The organism is Luteimonas pelagia, assembly GCF_054776035.1.
Genome location: NZ_BAAHCG010000001.1, coordinates 812,856 through 828,489, shown reverse-complemented (window position 1 = coordinate 828,489; position 15,634 = coordinate 812,856). Strand labels below are relative to the sequence as shown.

12 protein-coding genes are annotated in these 15,634 nt (G+C 72.9%); 11 read left to right on the top strand and 1 reads right to left on the bottom strand.

Annotated elements, in window-relative coordinates:
• Window positions 1–243 precede the first annotated feature (243 nt).
• Entirely contained in the window at window positions 244–2,760 is a 2,517-nt protein-coding gene (locus ACYU7H_RS03815) for a penicillin-binding protein 1A (RefSeq protein ID WP_460812609.1), read from the bottom strand.
• Window positions 2,761–3,086: 326 nt separating this feature from the next.
• Between ACYU7H_RS03815 and ACYU7H_RS03810 the strand changes: the two genes are divergently transcribed.
• The 11 genes from ACYU7H_RS03810 (at window position 3,087) to ACYU7H_RS03760 (ending at window position 15,574) form a co-directional block, all read left to right on the top strand.
• On the top strand, window positions 3,087–4,145 hold the full coding sequence (locus ACYU7H_RS03810) for a pilus assembly protein PilM (RefSeq protein ID WP_460812607.1): 1,059 nt from the start codon (window positions 3,087–3,089) through the stop codon (window positions 4,143–4,145).
• The gene (locus tag ACYU7H_RS03805; protein ID WP_460812605.1) at window positions 4,145–4,936 is read left to right on the top strand and encodes a PilN domain-containing protein; all 792 of its coding nucleotides are present in this window, start codon (window positions 4,145–4,147) and stop codon (window positions 4,934–4,936) included. The genes ACYU7H_RS03810 and ACYU7H_RS03805 overlap by 1 nt, the downstream gene beginning before the upstream one ends.
• Window positions 4,933–5,592: a type IV pilus inner membrane component PilO gene (locus ACYU7H_RS03800; RefSeq protein WP_460812603.1), complete on the top strand. Its 660-nt coding sequence runs from the start codon at window positions 4,933–4,935 to the stop codon at window positions 5,590–5,592. The genes ACYU7H_RS03805 and ACYU7H_RS03800 overlap by 4 nt, the downstream gene beginning before the upstream one ends.
• A complete protein-coding gene (locus ACYU7H_RS03795) occupies window positions 5,589–6,131 on the top strand; it encodes a pilus assembly protein PilP (RefSeq protein WP_460812601.1) in 543 nt (180 codons plus the stop codon). Before ACYU7H_RS03800 ends, ACYU7H_RS03795 begins: the two co-directional genes overlap by 4 nt.
• A gap of 15 nt (window positions 6,132–6,146) precedes the next feature.
• A complete protein-coding gene (locus ACYU7H_RS03790; protein WP_460812599.1) occupies window positions 6,147–8,054 on the top strand; it encodes a type IV pilus secretin PilQ in 1,908 nt (635 codons plus the stop codon).
• Window positions 8,055–8,330: 276 nt separating this feature from the next.
• Window positions 8,331–9,377 (top strand): AAA family ATPase, encoded by a 1,047-nt coding sequence (locus tag ACYU7H_RS03785; RefSeq protein WP_460812597.1) that lies wholly within the window; start codon window positions 8,331–8,333, stop codon window positions 9,375–9,377.
• Window positions 9,378–9,560: 183 nt separating this feature from the next.
• Window positions 9,561–10,502 carry a DUF58 domain-containing protein gene (locus ACYU7H_RS03780; RefSeq protein ID WP_460812596.1) on the top strand — a complete coding sequence of 314 codons (942 nt, stop codon included), beginning with the start codon at window positions 9,561–9,563 and terminating at the stop codon, window positions 10,500–10,502.
• The gene (locus ACYU7H_RS03775; RefSeq protein ID WP_460812594.1) at window positions 10,499–11,053 is read left to right on the top strand and encodes a DUF4381 family protein; all 555 of its coding nucleotides are present in this window, start codon (window positions 10,499–10,501) and stop codon (window positions 11,051–11,053) included. The genes ACYU7H_RS03780 and ACYU7H_RS03775 overlap by 4 nt, the downstream gene beginning before the upstream one ends.
• Window positions 11,044–12,069, top strand: a complete 1,026-nt coding sequence (locus ACYU7H_RS03770) for a vWA domain-containing protein (RefSeq protein ID WP_460813057.1) — start codon at window positions 11,044–11,046, stop codon at window positions 12,067–12,069. The genes ACYU7H_RS03775 and ACYU7H_RS03770 overlap by 10 nt, the downstream gene beginning before the upstream one ends.
• Window positions 12,069–13,859 (top strand): tetratricopeptide repeat protein, encoded by a 1,791-nt coding sequence (locus tag ACYU7H_RS03765; RefSeq protein ID WP_460812593.1) that lies wholly within the window; start codon window positions 12,069–12,071, stop codon window positions 13,857–13,859. Before ACYU7H_RS03770 ends, ACYU7H_RS03765 begins: the two co-directional genes overlap by 1 nt.
• Complete coding sequence (locus ACYU7H_RS03760; protein ID WP_460812591.1) at window positions 13,856–15,574, top strand: BatD family protein; 1,719 nt, start codon at window positions 13,856–13,858, stop codon at window positions 15,572–15,574. Before ACYU7H_RS03765 ends, ACYU7H_RS03760 begins: the two co-directional genes overlap by 4 nt.
• Window positions 15,575–15,634: the final 60 nt, after the last annotated feature.

Sequence of the window (15,634 nt, the reverse complement as noted above, 5' to 3'; positions counted from 1 at the left end):
GCAGGGAACGTCCGGATGGGTGCCGTCATCCCCGCGAAGGCGGGGATCCATGGGCCGTCAGGTGCCGACATCCAGGGGGCTGGATTCCCGCCTTCGCGGGAATGACGGATCGGGGCCGGGGGGTCCGGACCTTCCTCGGGATTCGGACCTTCTACGGGGTTCGGGCCTTCCTCGGCATCCGGGCCTTGCTCGGCATCCGGGCCTTGCTCGGGATTCGGGCCTTCCTCGGGATTCGGGCCTTCCTCAGAAGATGTCGAACGCTTCCTCTTCGTACTGGCGCGATTCCTGCTCGTAGGCGGCGGTGGCCTGGATGCGCTCCAGGTCCTCGGCCTTCACCCACTCGGTGATCCCGCCCGTGGCGCCCTGGATGAGCCGGCCGCCCGCACCGATGGCCACCTCGACCATGCCCTGCGGCGGCTCGAGCGCCACTTCGGCCCGGTCGGCCAGCGCCACCCGCATGTAGTCGATCCAGATCGGCAGGGCGGCCTTGCCGCCGTACTCGCGGTAGCCGAGCGACTTGAAGTCGTCGCGGCCCACCCAGACGGTGGTCACCACGTCCGCACCGAAGCCGGAGAACCACGCGTCGCGGTGGTCGTTGGTCGAGCCGGTCTTGCCGCCCACGTCCGGGCGCTCGAGCACCTTGGCCGCCGTGCCCGTGCCGCGTTGGACGACGTCGCGCAGCATCGAGTTGATCTGGTACGCGGTGCGCTCGTCGATCGCGCGCGGGGCGACCACCAGGTTCGGATCCACCGGCTTCGCCTCGCGCGGCGTTTCCGGCTCGGCGGGCTGCGCGGGTTCGGCGGGCTGGGCGGGACCGAGGTTGAAGCCGTCGACCACGTTGCTGGCGGTGCGCTGCTGCGCCTGCGCGGCGTTGGCCGGCGACGTGCCGGGGCCGCAGCCCGGGCACGCGGTCGGCGGCTCGGCCTTGAACACCACCGCGTCGTCCCGGTCGCGCACCTCGTCGATGAACCACGGGGTGATGCGGAAGCCGCCGTTGACGAAGGCGGCGAAGCCGCGCGCCACCGTCATCGGGTGCACGGAGGCGGTGCCCAGCGACATCGACAGGTTGGGCGGCAGCTCGGACTCGTCGAAGCCGAAGTGGCTGATGTAGCGGCGGGCGTAGTCCACGCCGATGGCGTCGAGCAGGCGCACCGACACCAGGTTCTTGGACTGCACCAGCGCCTCGCGCAGGCGCATGGGGCCCGCGAACTTGCCGTTGTCGTTCTGCGGGCGCCATTCCTTGCCGCGGCGGTCGCGGAACACGACCGGGGCGTCCAGCACGATGGAACCCGGGTGGAAGCCGCGCTCGAACGCCGCGGCGTACAGGAACGGCTTGAAGCTCGAGCCCGGCTGGCGGCGCGCCTGCGTGGCGCGGTTGAACTTGCTGCCGGCGAAGCTGTAGCCGCCGGCGAGCGCGAGCAGGGCGCCGTTGTCGGCGTCCATCGACACCAGCGCGACCTGCGCCTGCGGCAACTGCTCCAGCACGTAGGTGGCCTCCGCTTCCGCGGCGGCGCGCGCGTCGTCGTCGTCGCCTTCGGGCTCCCGCACCACGCGCCGCACGCGAACCACGTCGCCGCGGTCCAGCAGCGCCGCCGGCGTGCGGCCGGTCCAGGTGCTCGACGCGCGATCCAGGGTCACCGTCTCGCCACTGCGGAGGACCACGGTCGCCGACGTGCCGTCCTCCGACATCACGATGGCCGGCACCAGACCACCCTGCACCGGCAGGGTGCGCAGGTGGCGCGCGGCCTCCTCGGCGGTGGCGCCTTCGGCCAGTTCCACTTCCTGTTCCGCGCCACGCCAGCCGTGCCGGTGGTCGTAGGTGGCCATGCCGTCGCGGATCGCCTGGTCGGCCGCGGCCTGCAGCGCCGGGTCGAGCGTGGTGCGCACGTGGTAGCCGCGCGTGAGCACGTCGCCGCCGAAGCGGGCGACCATTTCCTGCCGCACCATCTCGGCCACGTACGGCGCGTAGGTCTCGATGGGCCGCTCGTGCGGGCTGGCGTGCATCCGCGCGCCCTGGGCCTGGCGCATCTGCGCCGGCGTGATCATGTCCAGCTCGGCCATGCGCTGGAGGATGTAGTCGCGGCGGACCTGGTTGCGCTCGGGGTTGCTCAGCGGGTTGCCGCTGGACGGGAACTTGGGCGTGCCCGCCAGCGTGGCGATCTCGTCGAGGGTGAGCGCGTCGAGCGACTTGCCGTAATAGAACTCGGCCGCCGCGGCCACGCCGTACGCACGGTTCCCGAAGAAGCTCTTGTTGAGGTAGAGCTCGAAGATCTCGTCCTTGGTCAGCTCGCGCTCCATCTTCAGCGCCAGCAGCATCTCGGCGAGCTTGCGGGTGTAGCTGTACTCCGAGCTCAGGTAGAACTGCCGCGCGACCTGCTGGGTGATGGTGGAGCCGCCGGGGACGCGCTCGTCCTCGGTGGTGGCCAGCAGCCACACCGCGCGCACCACGCCCTTCCAGTCCACGCCGGGGTGCTCGTAGAAGCTCGCGTCCTCGATGGCGATGAAGGCGTCCTTGACCGCATCGGGCACGGTCTCGATCTCGACCGGGTAGCGGCGCGTCTCGCCGAACAGCGCCATCAGGCGCCCGTTCCTGTCGTAGACGTACATCGGTTCCTGGAGCTCGACGGTGCGGAGCGTTTCGACGTCCGGGAGCTTGGGGGCGACGATGGCGTACAGCAGGCCAAGGCCGAGCAGGCCGAGCAGGGCCACGCCGGCGAACGCAATGAGCGCCCAGCGGAGCAGGCGGCGGAATCGGGGCATCGGTTGGTGGTTCCGGAGGTACGGCAGGACTGCCGGCAAGTATAGGTGGAGGCCGGGGTGAGGCCTGTGCGAGGATGCGGCCGCCGACCCGGGACGGGTGCCCGCGGGGTGCGATGGCCGCGGCACGGGGGCCGGTCATCGCCGCGGATCGCGTTGCGTGTTGTCGGGGAGGCTGCGGACGGGGGGCGGGCGGCCAGGGGGAACCGGGGCGGGCGGCACGAAGCAGGCGACGACCACGGTCCCGGGCTTGCCACGACGTAAAAAGTCCGTTATTAACGTTGCGGGGCACGTTGTGCGCGTAAGCGCCCGTGAATAGGGGAGAAACCGTGGGACTGATCACAAAAAGTCAGCCGCCGCTGATCGGTGTCGACATCAGCTCGACCGCGGTCAAGCTGCTGCAGTTGTCCCGGACGGGCGACCGCTACCGGGTCGAGCATTACGCCGTCGAGCCGCTGCCGCCCAACGCGGTGGTGGAGAAGAACATCGTCGAGGTCGAGGCCGTGGGCGACGCCATCCGGCGCGCCGTGGCCCGCTCGGGCACCCGGGCCCGGCACGCGGCCGGCGCCGTCGCGGGCTCCGCGGTGATGACCAAGGTCATCCCGATGGCGGCGGACCTGGACGAGGACGAACTCGAGTCGGCGATCGAACTCGAGTCGGTCAACTACATCCCGTACCCGATCGAGGAAGTGAACCTCGACTTCGAGGTGCTCGGGGCGATGCCCGGCAACCCGGACATGGTCCAGGTGCTGCTGGCGGCGTCGCGCTCGGAGAACGTCGATGCGCGCGTCGCGGCGCTGGAGATGGGCGGGCTCGAGGCCCGGGTGATGGACGTCGAGGCCTTCGCGGTCGAGAACGCCTACGCCCTGATGGCCGAGCACCTGAACGTGCCCGCCGACGGCATCGTGGCGCTGGTGGACACCGGCGCGACCATGACCACGCTCAACATCCTGCGCAAGGGCCGCTCGATCTACAGCCGCGAGCAGGTCTTCGGCGGCAAGCGGCTCACCGACGAGGTGATGCGCCGCTACGGCCTGAGCTACGAGGAGGCGGGCCTGGCCAAGCGCCAGGGCGGCCTGCCCGAGAGCTACGAGATCGAGGTGCTCGAGCCGTTCAAGGAAGCGGTCGTGCAGCAGATCAGCCGACTGCTGCAGTTCTTCTACGCGGGCAGCGAGTTCAACCGCGTCGACCAGATCGTGCTGGCCGGTGGCTGCGCGGCGATCCCGGGCATCGCGGACATGTCCGAGGAGCAGCTCGGCGTGCCGACCGTGGTGGCCAACCCGCTGGCGCACATGACCCTCGGACCCCGCGTGCAGGCGCACGCGCTGGCGCAGGACGCGCCGGCGCTGATGATCGCCTGCGGCCTCGCCCTGAGGAGCTTCGACTGATGGCCAGGATCAACCTGCTTCCCTGGCGCGTCGAGCGCCGCGCGCAGCGCCAGAAGGAATTCCTCGCCATGCTCGGCGCCGCGGCGCTGGCGGGCGTGCTGGTCGCGTTCCTCATCATCAGCTGGCATGGCGCCCAGATCGACGGGCAGAACGAGCGCAACGAGTACCTGCGCGCGGAGATCAGGACGCTCGACGCCGCGATCAAGGAGATCGAGAAGCTCGACGAGCAGAAGGGGCGCCTGCTGGCCCGCAAGGAAGTGATCGAGAAGCTGCAGGCCAGCCGCTCGCAGATGGTGCACCTGTTCGACTCGCTGGTGCGGACCATCCCCGACGGCGTGGTGCTGACCTCGATCCGCCAGGCGGGCGAGAAGCTGACGCTCGAGGGCCGGTCGCAGTCCAACGCGCGCGTGAGTACCTACATGCGCAACCTGGAGAGCTCGGGCTGGATGACGCGCCCCGACCTGTCGATCATCGAGGCGCGCGCCGGCGAGCCCGGCCTGCCCTACGTCTTCAACCTGACGGTCACCCTGGCCAACCCGAACGCCCCGATCGACACCGACGGCGACGGCGTGCCGGACACCGTGCCCCCGCCGCCGCAGCCGATCGACCCGAACGCGGGCCTGTCGACGCTGCCGGAGGAGCCGGCGCCCGCCGCGGCCGCGGACGAGGCGGCGGCCGAAGGCGCCGACGCCCCGGCCGAGGGCGGGTCGACTGAAGACACCGCCCCGCAGGAGGCGCCCGCCGACGCGGATGCCCCGAGCGAGCCGGCCGAGACGGGAGGCGCCCGATGAGCCAGAAGAAGATGGCCCTCAAGGACCTGAGCTTCAGCAACACCGGGTCCTGGCCGCGCGAATACAAGATCGGCTTCGGCGTCCTGATCGCGCTGGTGATCGTCGGCCTGGCCTGGTGGTTCTTCGTCCGCGACCAGCGCGAGGAACTGGCCGGCCTGGAGCGCGAGGAGACCACCCTGCGCGAAGAGTTCGAGACCAAGCAGGGCCGCGCAGCGAACCTCGAGCCGCTCAAGCAGCAGCTTGCGCAGATGGAACTGCAGTTGCAGCAGATGCTGCGCCAGCTGCCCAGCCGCACCGAGATGCCGGACCTGATCGTCGACATCTCGCAGACCGCGCTGGCCACCGGTATCCAGAACGAGCTGTTCCAGCCCGGTCCGGAAACGCCGAAGGAGTTCTACGCCGAGAAGCCGATCCAGCTGCGCATGGTCGGCAGCTACCACCAGTTCGGTTCGTTCGTCAGCGGCGTCGCCTCGCTGCCGCGCGTGGTCATCATGACCATGCACGACATCGCGCTGCGCCCGCGCGGCCGCGACCAGAGCGGGATCGGGCCCAACTCGACGCTCGAGCTGTCGGGCACGGTCAAGACCTACCGCTACCTCGACGAGGACGAGACGCAGCCCGCCCAGGCGCCTGCGGCACGGGGAGGTGCGCGATGAGCACGCACGTGAAGACCATGCTGCGATCGGGGGCCACGGCCGCCGCGTTGGTCCTGCTGGCCGCCTGCGGCCGCGGCATCACCAGCACGCCCGGCGATGCGCCGAACCTGGAGGCGTGGACCGCCGAGGTCCGCGCCCGTCCGGCGCCGCCGCTCGACCCGCTGCCGGTGATGCAGCAGTTCGAGACGTTCGAGTACGCCGCGCAGGGCCTGCGCGATCCGTTCAGCAATGCGTTCACGGACCAGGGCAACGGCAGCGGCCCGCGCCCGGACCCGAGCCGGCGCAAGCAGGTGCTCGAGCAGTTCCCGCTCGACAGCCTGGACATGGTCGGCACGCTCGGCACCGGCGGCGGCCTCGTCGCGCTGGTGATGGCGCCCGACAAGGTGACCTACCGGGTGCGCCCGGGCGTGTACATGGGGCAGAGCGACGGCCAGGTCGTGGCCGTGGCCGAGGACCGCATCGAAATTGTGGAACTGGTGCCGGATGGCGCGGGTGGATGGCTGGAGCGTCCGGCCGAAATCGCGCTCGAAGATCAATGATTGGGGGATGACACGATGACCGTCTTCAACGCCAACCAGCGGCCGGTCCGGCGCACCACCGCCCTCGGCGCCATGCGCGTCGGGGCGCTCGGGCTCGCGTTCGGCCTGGTCGCAGCGGCCAGCGGCGTCCATGCCGCCGCGCCCGTGGCCGTCCCCGGCATGGCGCAGGCCACCGCGGTCACCGGCAGCGACCCGGCGCGGCGCGCCCCGGGCGCGGTCGAGGTGTCCAACATCGACTTCCGCCGCGGCGAGGGCGGGTCCGGCAAGCTGGTGATCCGCTTCGACGGACCCGGCGCGGTCGCCGACCTGCAGAACAACGGCTCGCAGGTCGTCATCGACATGCCGAACGCCGAACTGCCGGCCAGCCTGCAGCGGCCGCTGGACGTGCGCGACTTCGCCACCCCGGTCGACACGGTCAGCCCGCGCGACGGCAGCGGCGGCGCCAAGCTGGTGCTGGAGACCCGCGGCGCGTTCGAGTCGCTCGCATACCAGAGCGGCAACGAGTACATCGTCGAGGTGGTGCCGCGCGCGGCGCCCGGCCCGCAGCGCGCCATGGGCCAGGTGGTCGAGGGCGGCTCCGTGACCACGCTCGAGGAGCGCACCTACAGCGGTCGCCCGGTGACCTTCAACTTCCAGGACGTGCCGGTGCGCACCGTCCTGCAGCTGATCGCCGAGGAGTCCAACCTCAACATCGTCGCCAGCGACACGGTGCAGGGCAACGTGACCCTGCGCCTGATCAACGTGCCCTGGGACCAGGCGCTGGACATCGTCCTGCGCGCCAAAGGCCTGGACAAGCGCCGCAGCGGCAACGTGGTGTGGGTGGCGCCGCAGGCGGAGATCGCGAAGTACGAGCAGGACGTGCTCGACGCCCGGATCGCGGTGTCCAACCGCGCCGAGATGGTGACCGAGTACATCCCGATCAACTACGCCAATGCCGAGGACATCGCGACGCTGCTCACCGAGGGCGCCAAGAACAGCACCGGCGGTGGCGGCGCGGGCGGCGAGGGTGGCAACCAGCGCGGCTTCCTGTCCCCGCGCGGCAGCATCAGCTTCGACACCCGCACGAACACGCTGCTGGTGATCGACATCCCGGAGAAGGTGGCCGAGATCCGCCGCCTCGTCAGCCTGCTCGACAAGCCGGTCGACCAGGTGCTGATCGAGGCGCGCATCGTGATCGCCACCGAGTCGTTCGCCCGCGAGCTGGGCGCACGCTTCGGCATCAGCGGCAACAAGGACGAGGACGTCTACTTCAGCGGCGACCTCGACGCCAACCGCGCCAACATCAACAGCACGGACGGCACGATCACCCGCGGCCTCAACGTCGACCTGCCGACCTCGTTCACCAACGCGGGCGCGCTGGCGCTGTCGATCCTCAACGCCGGCTACCTGCTGGACGTCGAGCTCTCGGCGCTGCAGCAGGAAGGCCGCGGCGAGGTGATCTCCAACCCGCGCATCGTCACCAGCAACCAGCGCGAGGCGGTGATCCGCCAGGGCCAGGAGGTCGGCTACGTGACGGTCTCCGGCGCGCAGACCGCCGGCACCGTGCCGATCCCCAACGTCCAGTTCAAGGACGTGCTGCTCGAGCTCCGCGTCACCCCGACGATCACCAACGACGGCCGGGTGTTCATGAACCTGGTGGTCAACAAGGACGAGATCGAGGGCTTCGTGGACACCTCCATCGGCGACGTGCCGCAGATCAGCACCCGCGAGGTCACCACCGCGGTGCTGGTGGAGGACGGCCAGACGGTGGTCATCGGCGGCGTCTACGAGTTCCGCAGCCGCGACGACGTCTCCAAGGTGCCGTTCCTGGGCGACCTGCCGATCATCGGCAACCTGTTCCGCACCAAGGGCCGCAGCAAGGACAAGGCCGAACTGCTGATCTTCGTCACCCCGAAGGTGATGGAAGTCGCGCGGCGCGGCTGAGCCCGGCCTGCCAGGCAAGACCCGCGACGGGGCCCTTCGGGGCCCCGTTCGCGTTTCAGGACAATACCCTCCACCTCCGTAGGAGCGCGCCTACGCGCGCGATGCCTTCCGTTCCGCCCACGGGTGCGCACGCCACCACGCGAACGTCGACCAGATCGCGCGCGTAGGCGCGCTCCTACGGGGAGGTGGGCCAGATGAACGCGGGGCAGGGCACCGCGAACCTTCCCCGTGTCGATCGGTCAAACTGCGTCCGTCGCAGTTCACGACCGAGCCCGCATGGACGACCGCGCCCACGAGGCACCGCTTTCCCCGCCGCCCGCCGACGACGACCGCCGCATCCCCGCCGACGAGGTCGCGCGCCTGCACGAGGCGTTCCATGGCCTGCGCGCGTCCCTCTCGGACACGATCATCGGCCAGGCCGCCCTCGTCGACCGCCTGCTGATCGCCCTGCTGGCCGACGGCCACCTGCTGGTGGAGGGCGCGCCCGGCCTGGCCAAGACCACCGCCATCCGCACCCTGGCCGCGCACCTGGAGGCCGACTTCGCCCGCGTGCAGTTCACCCCCGACCTGCTGCCGGCCGACCTGACCGGCACGGAGGTCTGGCGCCCGCAGGACGGCCGCTTCGAGTTCCAGCCCGGGCCGATCTTCCACCCGCTGCTGCTGGCCGACGAGATCAACCGCGCGCCGGCCAAGGTGCAGTCCGCCCTGCTCGAGGCGATGGGCGAGCGCCAGGTGACGGTCGGGCGGCACACCTACCCGCTGCCGGAACTGTTCCTGGTCATGGCGACCCAGAACCCGATCGAGCAGGAGGGCACCTTCCCCCTGCCCGAGGCGCAGCTCGACCGCTTCCTGATGCACGTGCGCATCGCCTACCCTGAGGTCGACGCCGAAACCGGGATCCTGCGCCTGGCGCGGGAGCGCGCACGCGATGCGGTGGCGCACGTGGCCAAGGTGCCCCGCCGCCTGCCGCAGTCGGACGTGTTCGCCGCGCGCGCGGCGGTGCTGGACCTGCATGTCGCGCCGGCCCTCGAGCGCTACCTGGTCGAGCTGGTGCTCGCCTCGCGCACGCCCGGACGCTATGACGCGGACCTCGCCCGGCGCATCGCCTGGGGCGCGAGCCCCCGCGGGTCCATTGCGCTGGAGCGCTGCGCACGGGCCCACGCGTGGCTGGCCGGTCGCGACTTCGTGACCCCGGAGGACGTGCGCGCGATCGCGCCGGACGTGCTGCGCCACCGGGTGCTTCCCAGCTACGAGGCGACCGCCGAAGGCTGGGACGGCGAACGCCTGGTGGCCGAGCTGCTGGCGAAGGTGCCGCTGCCCTGATGCCGCGGCAGGAGCCCCACGCCGTAGGAGCGCGCCTACGCGCGCGATGCCCTTCGGTCCGGCGACGCGTGCCGTCGACCCCATGCAGACGATTGCGCAATCGCGCGCGTAGGCGCGCTCCTACAGGTGTGGGATTGGGCTGTCCGTGCGGGGGATCCCGGCCTGCGGATGGCGCGTTGCGGCATGACTGACGGCATCCACCCGACGCTGGAGGAACTGGTGGCGCTGCGCGCGCGCGCGGCCGGGCGGCGGCTGCCGCGCCGGGGGCGCCATGGCGTGCGCGGGCAGGGCGCGTCGCCCGTGCGCGGTCGCGGGATGGAATACGCGGAATCGCGCGAATACGCGCAGGGCGACGACGCCCGCCACATCGACTGGCGGCTGACCGCGCGCAGCGGCCGCACGCATACCAAGCTGTTCCAGGCCGAGCGCGAGCGTCTCACGCTGGTGGTGGCCGACACGGCGCCCGCGCTGTACTTCGGCACGCGCGTGCGCTTCAAGTCGGTGCAGGCCGCGCGCGCCGGCGCGGTGGCCGCGTGGGCCGCGGTCCGTGACGGCGACCGGCTCGCCGCGTTGCGCGGCAGTGCGCGCGAGGCACCGGTGCCCCCGGCGTCCGGGCCGCGTGGCGCGTTGCGCGTGCTCGACGCGCTGGTGCGCTGGTATGCCGGGTCGCCTCCCGACGACGCCGGGCTGGCGACCGCGCTCGACCATGCGGCGCACCTGCTGCGGCCCGGTTCGCGGATGCTCGTGCTGGCCGATCCGTCCAGCCTGCCCGCGCTCGCCGGCGCCGGCTGGCCCGAGGCGCGCTGGTCGCAACTCGCGCGCCACCATGAGGTCGTCGTCCTGCTGCTGACCGATCCGCTGGAGCAGGCGCCGCCCCGCGCGGCACTGCCGTTCCTCAGCGGCGGCGCGGACGCGCCGCACCGCGTCGAGCTGGACCTTGCAAGCGGCCCGCAGCGCCAGCGCTGGGGCGCCACGTTCGCCGCGCCGGTCGAGGCCGCGCTTGCCGCGCTCCCGTCCCGCGGGGTGCGCGTGCGCACGCTGTCCACCGACGAGGACAGCGATGCCTGGCTGCCGCTGTTCGGTGGCGGTGCCGTGGCGTCGGCCCCCACGGCGGCCCACGCATGACCGCGCCCGACCTCGTCCTGCGCGACGTGCACGCGCCGCTCGCGCCGCCACTCTGGCCGCCCGCGCCGGGCTGGTGGCTGGTGGCCGCGCTGCTGCTTGTCGTGGTCGGGGGCGTCGCCTGGTGGATGCGCGCGCGCCGTCGGCGCCGCCGCACGCTGGACGCGCTCTTCGAGGACACGCTCGCGGACGCGGCGACGCCGACCGAACGCGTGGCCGCACTGTCCGGCCTCCTGCGCCGCGCGGCACGACTGCACGACGCCGCAGCGACGCACCTCGACGGCGAGCGATGGCTGGACTGGCTCGACGCCCACGCGGGCGTGCCCGGCATCGGCCACCGCCATGCGGAACTCCTGCTGGAGGGTGGCTGGCGTCGTGACCTGCCCGCGCACGCGGTGGATGCGCTGGAAGCGGATGCGCATCGGGCATGGCGCCATCTCGTGTCCGACCGTGGTGCATGGACCCGTGCGCGAAGGTGGTTGCCGGCGTGGCATCGCGGCAATCCGGCATCGCGGACGGGGACCCCGGTGGCGGACGGCGAGGCATCGCGGTGACGGGCCTGCTCGCCGGTGCCGGCCTGCCTGAATTCGCCTGGCCATGGGCACTCCTCGCCCTGCCGCTGCCTTGGCTGGCGCGTTGGCTGCTGCCGCCGCGCCGCGGCGGATCCGCGGCGTTGCGCGTGCCGTGGGGCGACCGGCTGGATCCCATCGCGGCGGCCGGTGGCCGCGCGCTGCGTGGCACGGGCGCCGGGCTGCTGGCCTGGGCGGCATGGGTGCTGTTGTGCACGGCCGCCGCGCGGCCGCAGGTCCTGGGTCCGCCGCAGGTGCCGCCGCAGTCGGGTCGGGAAATGATGCTCGCCGTGGACCTCTCGGGAAGCATGGCCGAGGAGGACATGGAACTCGGCGGGCGCCTGGTCGACCGGCTGACCGCGGCCAAGGCGGTGCTTGCCGACTTCCTCGACCGTCGCGCGGGCGACCGCGTGGGCTTGGTCGTGTTCGGGCAGCGCGCCTACGTGCTCGCCCCGGTGACGCAGGACCTGGAGACGGTGCGCGCGCAACTGGCGGCGAGCACAGTCGCGCTGGCCGGGCGCGAGACCGCGATCGGCGATGCGATCGGGTTGTCGGTGAAGCGGATGCGCGACGACAGCGCCGGCGACGGTGGCCGCACCGACGTGCTCGTGCTGCTGACCGATGGCGTGAACACCGCCGGCGTGCTCGAGCCGGTCAAGGCGGCGGAGCTCGCGCGCGATGCCGGCGTCCGCGTGCACACGATCGCGTTCGGCGGCGAGGGCGGTGCGCTCGGCCTGTTCGGCTTCCGCCTGCCCGGCGGCGGCGAGGAGATCGACGAGGACACGCTGCGCGCGATCGCCGAGACCACGGGCGGCACGTTCTTCCGCGCACGCGACACCGCGTCGCTGGCGGGCATCTACGGCGAGATCGACCGCATCGAACCGATGCCGCGACCGGGGCGCGCGGTGCGGCCGCGGATCGAACGCTATCCCGCGCCGCTGGCGGCATCGCTGGGCTGCGCGCTGCTCGCGTTCGCGTGGGCGGGCCGGAGGCGGGCGTGATGCCGTTGGCCATGGACGCGATCGCGGACCTCCACCTGCTGCGCCCGCAGTGGCTGTGGGCGCTGCTCGCCATCCCCGTGCTTGCATGGTGGTGGCGCGCGCGGCGGCAGCGCGCCCAGGCCTGGCGCGGCGCGGTCGATGCGCACCTCCTGCCGCACCTGCTCGAACACGAGGCCGGCCGGCGCGGGCGCTTGGGGCTGGCGACAGGGCTGCTCGCGTACGCGCTGGCGGTCGTCGCGCTCGCCGGACCCAGCTGGCGCCAGTCCGAGGCGCCGCTGTGGCAGTCGCGCGCGCCGTTGGTGGTCGCGCTGGACCTGTCGAGCGCGATCACCGCCACCGACCTGCCGCCGTCGCGGCTGCTCCAGGCGCGGGCCAAGCTCGCCGACCTGCTCACGACGCGGACGGGGGGCGAAGTCGGCCTGGTGGTCTATTCGGGCGATGCGTTCACCGTGGCACCGCTGACCGACGACGCGCGCAATGTCGCCCTGTTCCTCGATGCGCTCGAGCCGTCGGTGATGCCGCTCGAGGGCGATCGGCCGGATCGCGCGATCGCGCATGCCGCGGACCTGCTGGCACAGGCCGGGTTCGACCAGGGCGACATCCTGCTGATGGCCGGCGGCGCCGATGCGCCGGCGCGCGATGCCGCCCGGGATGCAGCGGCGCGCGGCTACCGCGTGTCGGCGCTGGGACTGGGCACGCCCACCGGCTCGGCGGTCCGCACGGGCCTGGGCGCGATCGAACAGGTGCGGCTGGATGTCGGCGCGCTGCAGTCGCTGGCGACCACGGGCGGGGGCACGTACGCGACGATCACGCCGGATGCGGCGGACCTGCGCGCGCTCGGCGTCCTCGATCCGCGCGAAGCGGGCGACACGGCGGGCGGGCGGGGCGGCCGGCAATGGCAGGACCAGGGCTACTGGCTGCTGCCGCCGCTGATGCTGCTGGCGCTGTTCGCGTTCCGCCGGGGCGGTGGTGCCGCGCTGGTGGTGCTGTGCCTGGCGCTCCCGATGGTGCCTGTCCGCGCGGCGCCCGCGTCCGTGCCGGCCGCGGCCCCGTCGCCTGTGTCGAGCGGCTGGTGGCTCCGCGAGGACCAGCAGCGCCACCGGCGGATGCAGCGCGGCATCGACCACTATCGCGCCGGGGAACACGACGCTGCCGCGGAAGCGTTCGCGGGCGTCGACACGGCCGACGGCCACTACAACCGCGGCAACGCGCTCGCGAAGGCGGGCAAGTACCGGGATGCCATCGCCGCGTACGACGCCGCGCTCGAGCGCGCGCCGGGCATGCCCGACGCGGTCGCCAACCGGGCGGCCGTCCAGGCGCTGCTCGACCGCAAGCCGCCGCCCGGGCCGAACGACAGCGAACGCGGCGATGGCGAAGGCCAGGGCGGCGACGCGGGCCAGCCGTCCGACCGGGGCGAGCCGGGGTCGCAGGGCGACGGCGGAAGCGACGGCGAACCGCAATCGCCGCCCGGGCCCGCGCAGGACACGCCGGGCGGTAATCCGGCCGAGCCGGCGCAGGACGGACAGGCGGCACCCGAAGACCCGGGCGAACAGGCCGAAGCCGACGCCGCGCAGCGCGCGCGCATGCGCGAAGCGATGGAACGGCAGCAGGCCGAAGCCAACGCCGCCGACACGACCGACGCGCGCGAAGGCGAGTCCCCGGAGGCGCGCGAACGCCGCCTCGCGAACGAAGCCTGGCTGCGGCGCGTGCCCGACGACCCGGGCGGCCTGCTGCGGCGCCGCTTCGCGCTGGAGTACGAACGCCGCCTGCGCGACGGGGACGCGCCATGATCCCGAACCTGCCCAGGGCCATCCCGATGCCGACGCGCGCGTTCCTCCTGTTGATGCTCGCGATGCTCGTCGTCGCCTCGCTGCCGCTCGATGCGCGCGCGGCGGCCCGCGCGTGGCTCGATCGCGACCGCATCGCGTACGGCGAGACGGCCACGCTCAACATCGAGGTCGACGGCCACGCGCCGCCGCCCGACTACGCGCCGCTCGCGCCGGATTTCCGCGTGGATGGCCATACCAGCAGCCGGCGCTTCCAGTCGGGTCCGGACGGCCGCTCGGAGCGCACGCTCTACGCGGTGCTGGTGGAGCCGCGGCGCGAGGGCGTGCTCGGCATCCCGTCGCTGCGGGTCGGCAACGCGCGCACCCAGCCGCTGTCGTTGACCGTCACGCCGGCCGCCGCGGCGCCGGCACGCGCGGGCGAGCGGGTGTTCATCGAGGTCGAGGTGGACGACCGGGCGCCCTACGTCCAGCAGGCGGTGGGCGTCATCGTGCGCCTGTTCTACGCCATGCCGCTGGTATCCGGGCAGCTCGACCAGGATGCGCCGGACGGCGCGAGCCTGCAGCGCGTGGGCGAGGACCTGCGCTTCACCCGCGAACTCGCCGGGCGACGCTACGAGGTGGTGGAACGTCGCTTCCTGCTGATCCCCGAGGCGAGCGGCGACCTGGTGCTGCCGGGCGCGCGCTTCTCCGGTCGGGGCGTGCCGGGCTTCTTCGACGAGATCTTCAACGGCGGCGTGGGCGATGCGCTTCAGGCGCGTGCCGCGCCGGTGCGGATGCGCGTGCAGCCGATCCCGGGCGGCGCCGCGCAGCCGTGGCTGCCGCTGCACGACCTGCGCCTGCGTTACGCATCCACGCCGCAGTCCGCGCGCGCCGGCGAGGCCGCGACGGTGGCGGTCGAACTCGTCGCCGACGGCGCCGGTGCCGCGCAGCTGCCCCCGCTGGAACTCGCGGTCGGCGGTGGCGCGCAGGTGTTCGCCGAACCCGTGCAGGCCGACGAGCGGTTCCGTGGCGGACGGCCCCAGGCCACGGTGGTGCGGCGGTTCTCGGTGGTGCCGGGACGGCCCGGCACCCTGGAGATCCCCGGGCCGAAGGTGCAGTGGTGGGACGTGGGCGAGGACCGGCTGCGGACTACGGAACTCCCGCCGCTCGTGCTCGAGGTCGCACCGGGGCAGGGGGCGTTCGCGCGGGGACCGGCAGCCGTGGTACCTGGCGATGCCGGCGCGGCGCCGGACCGCGGGCCGGCGGGCGGCACCTGGCTTCGCGTGCCGGGCATCCAAGGCGAGGTGCGCCCCTGGGCGCTGGCGACGGTCGGGTTCGCGCTGCTGTGGTTGCTCACGCTCGCCTGGGGCCTCTACCGCCAGCGGACGGCGCCGGTGCAGGCGAGGGCCGAGGCGGTTGAGGACACGGGGGCGCGCGCGGCGCGACAGGCACGGCATGCATCTCTACGCCGCGCGTTGGCCGACGGGGACCTGCTTGCGATCGAGGATGCCTTGCGCGCCGCGGCGCCAGAGCCGGCCGCGGACCTCGCGGCGGTGCACCGGCAGCTCGCCGATCCCGCGCAACGCGCGGCGATCGAAGGCCTGCAGCATGCGCGGTGGGGCGGTGGCGATCCCGCCGCCGCCCGGGAAACCCTGCGCCGCGTGTTCGCGCGCGGACCGGCGTGGGCCGGCGACACGGGCCACGATGCCCCGCCAGTCCCGCCCCTCTATCCGGATTGAGCCACCAAGCAACGCCCGCAAGGCGCCTCCCGTAGGCGCGCGCCTACGTGCGTGATGGGG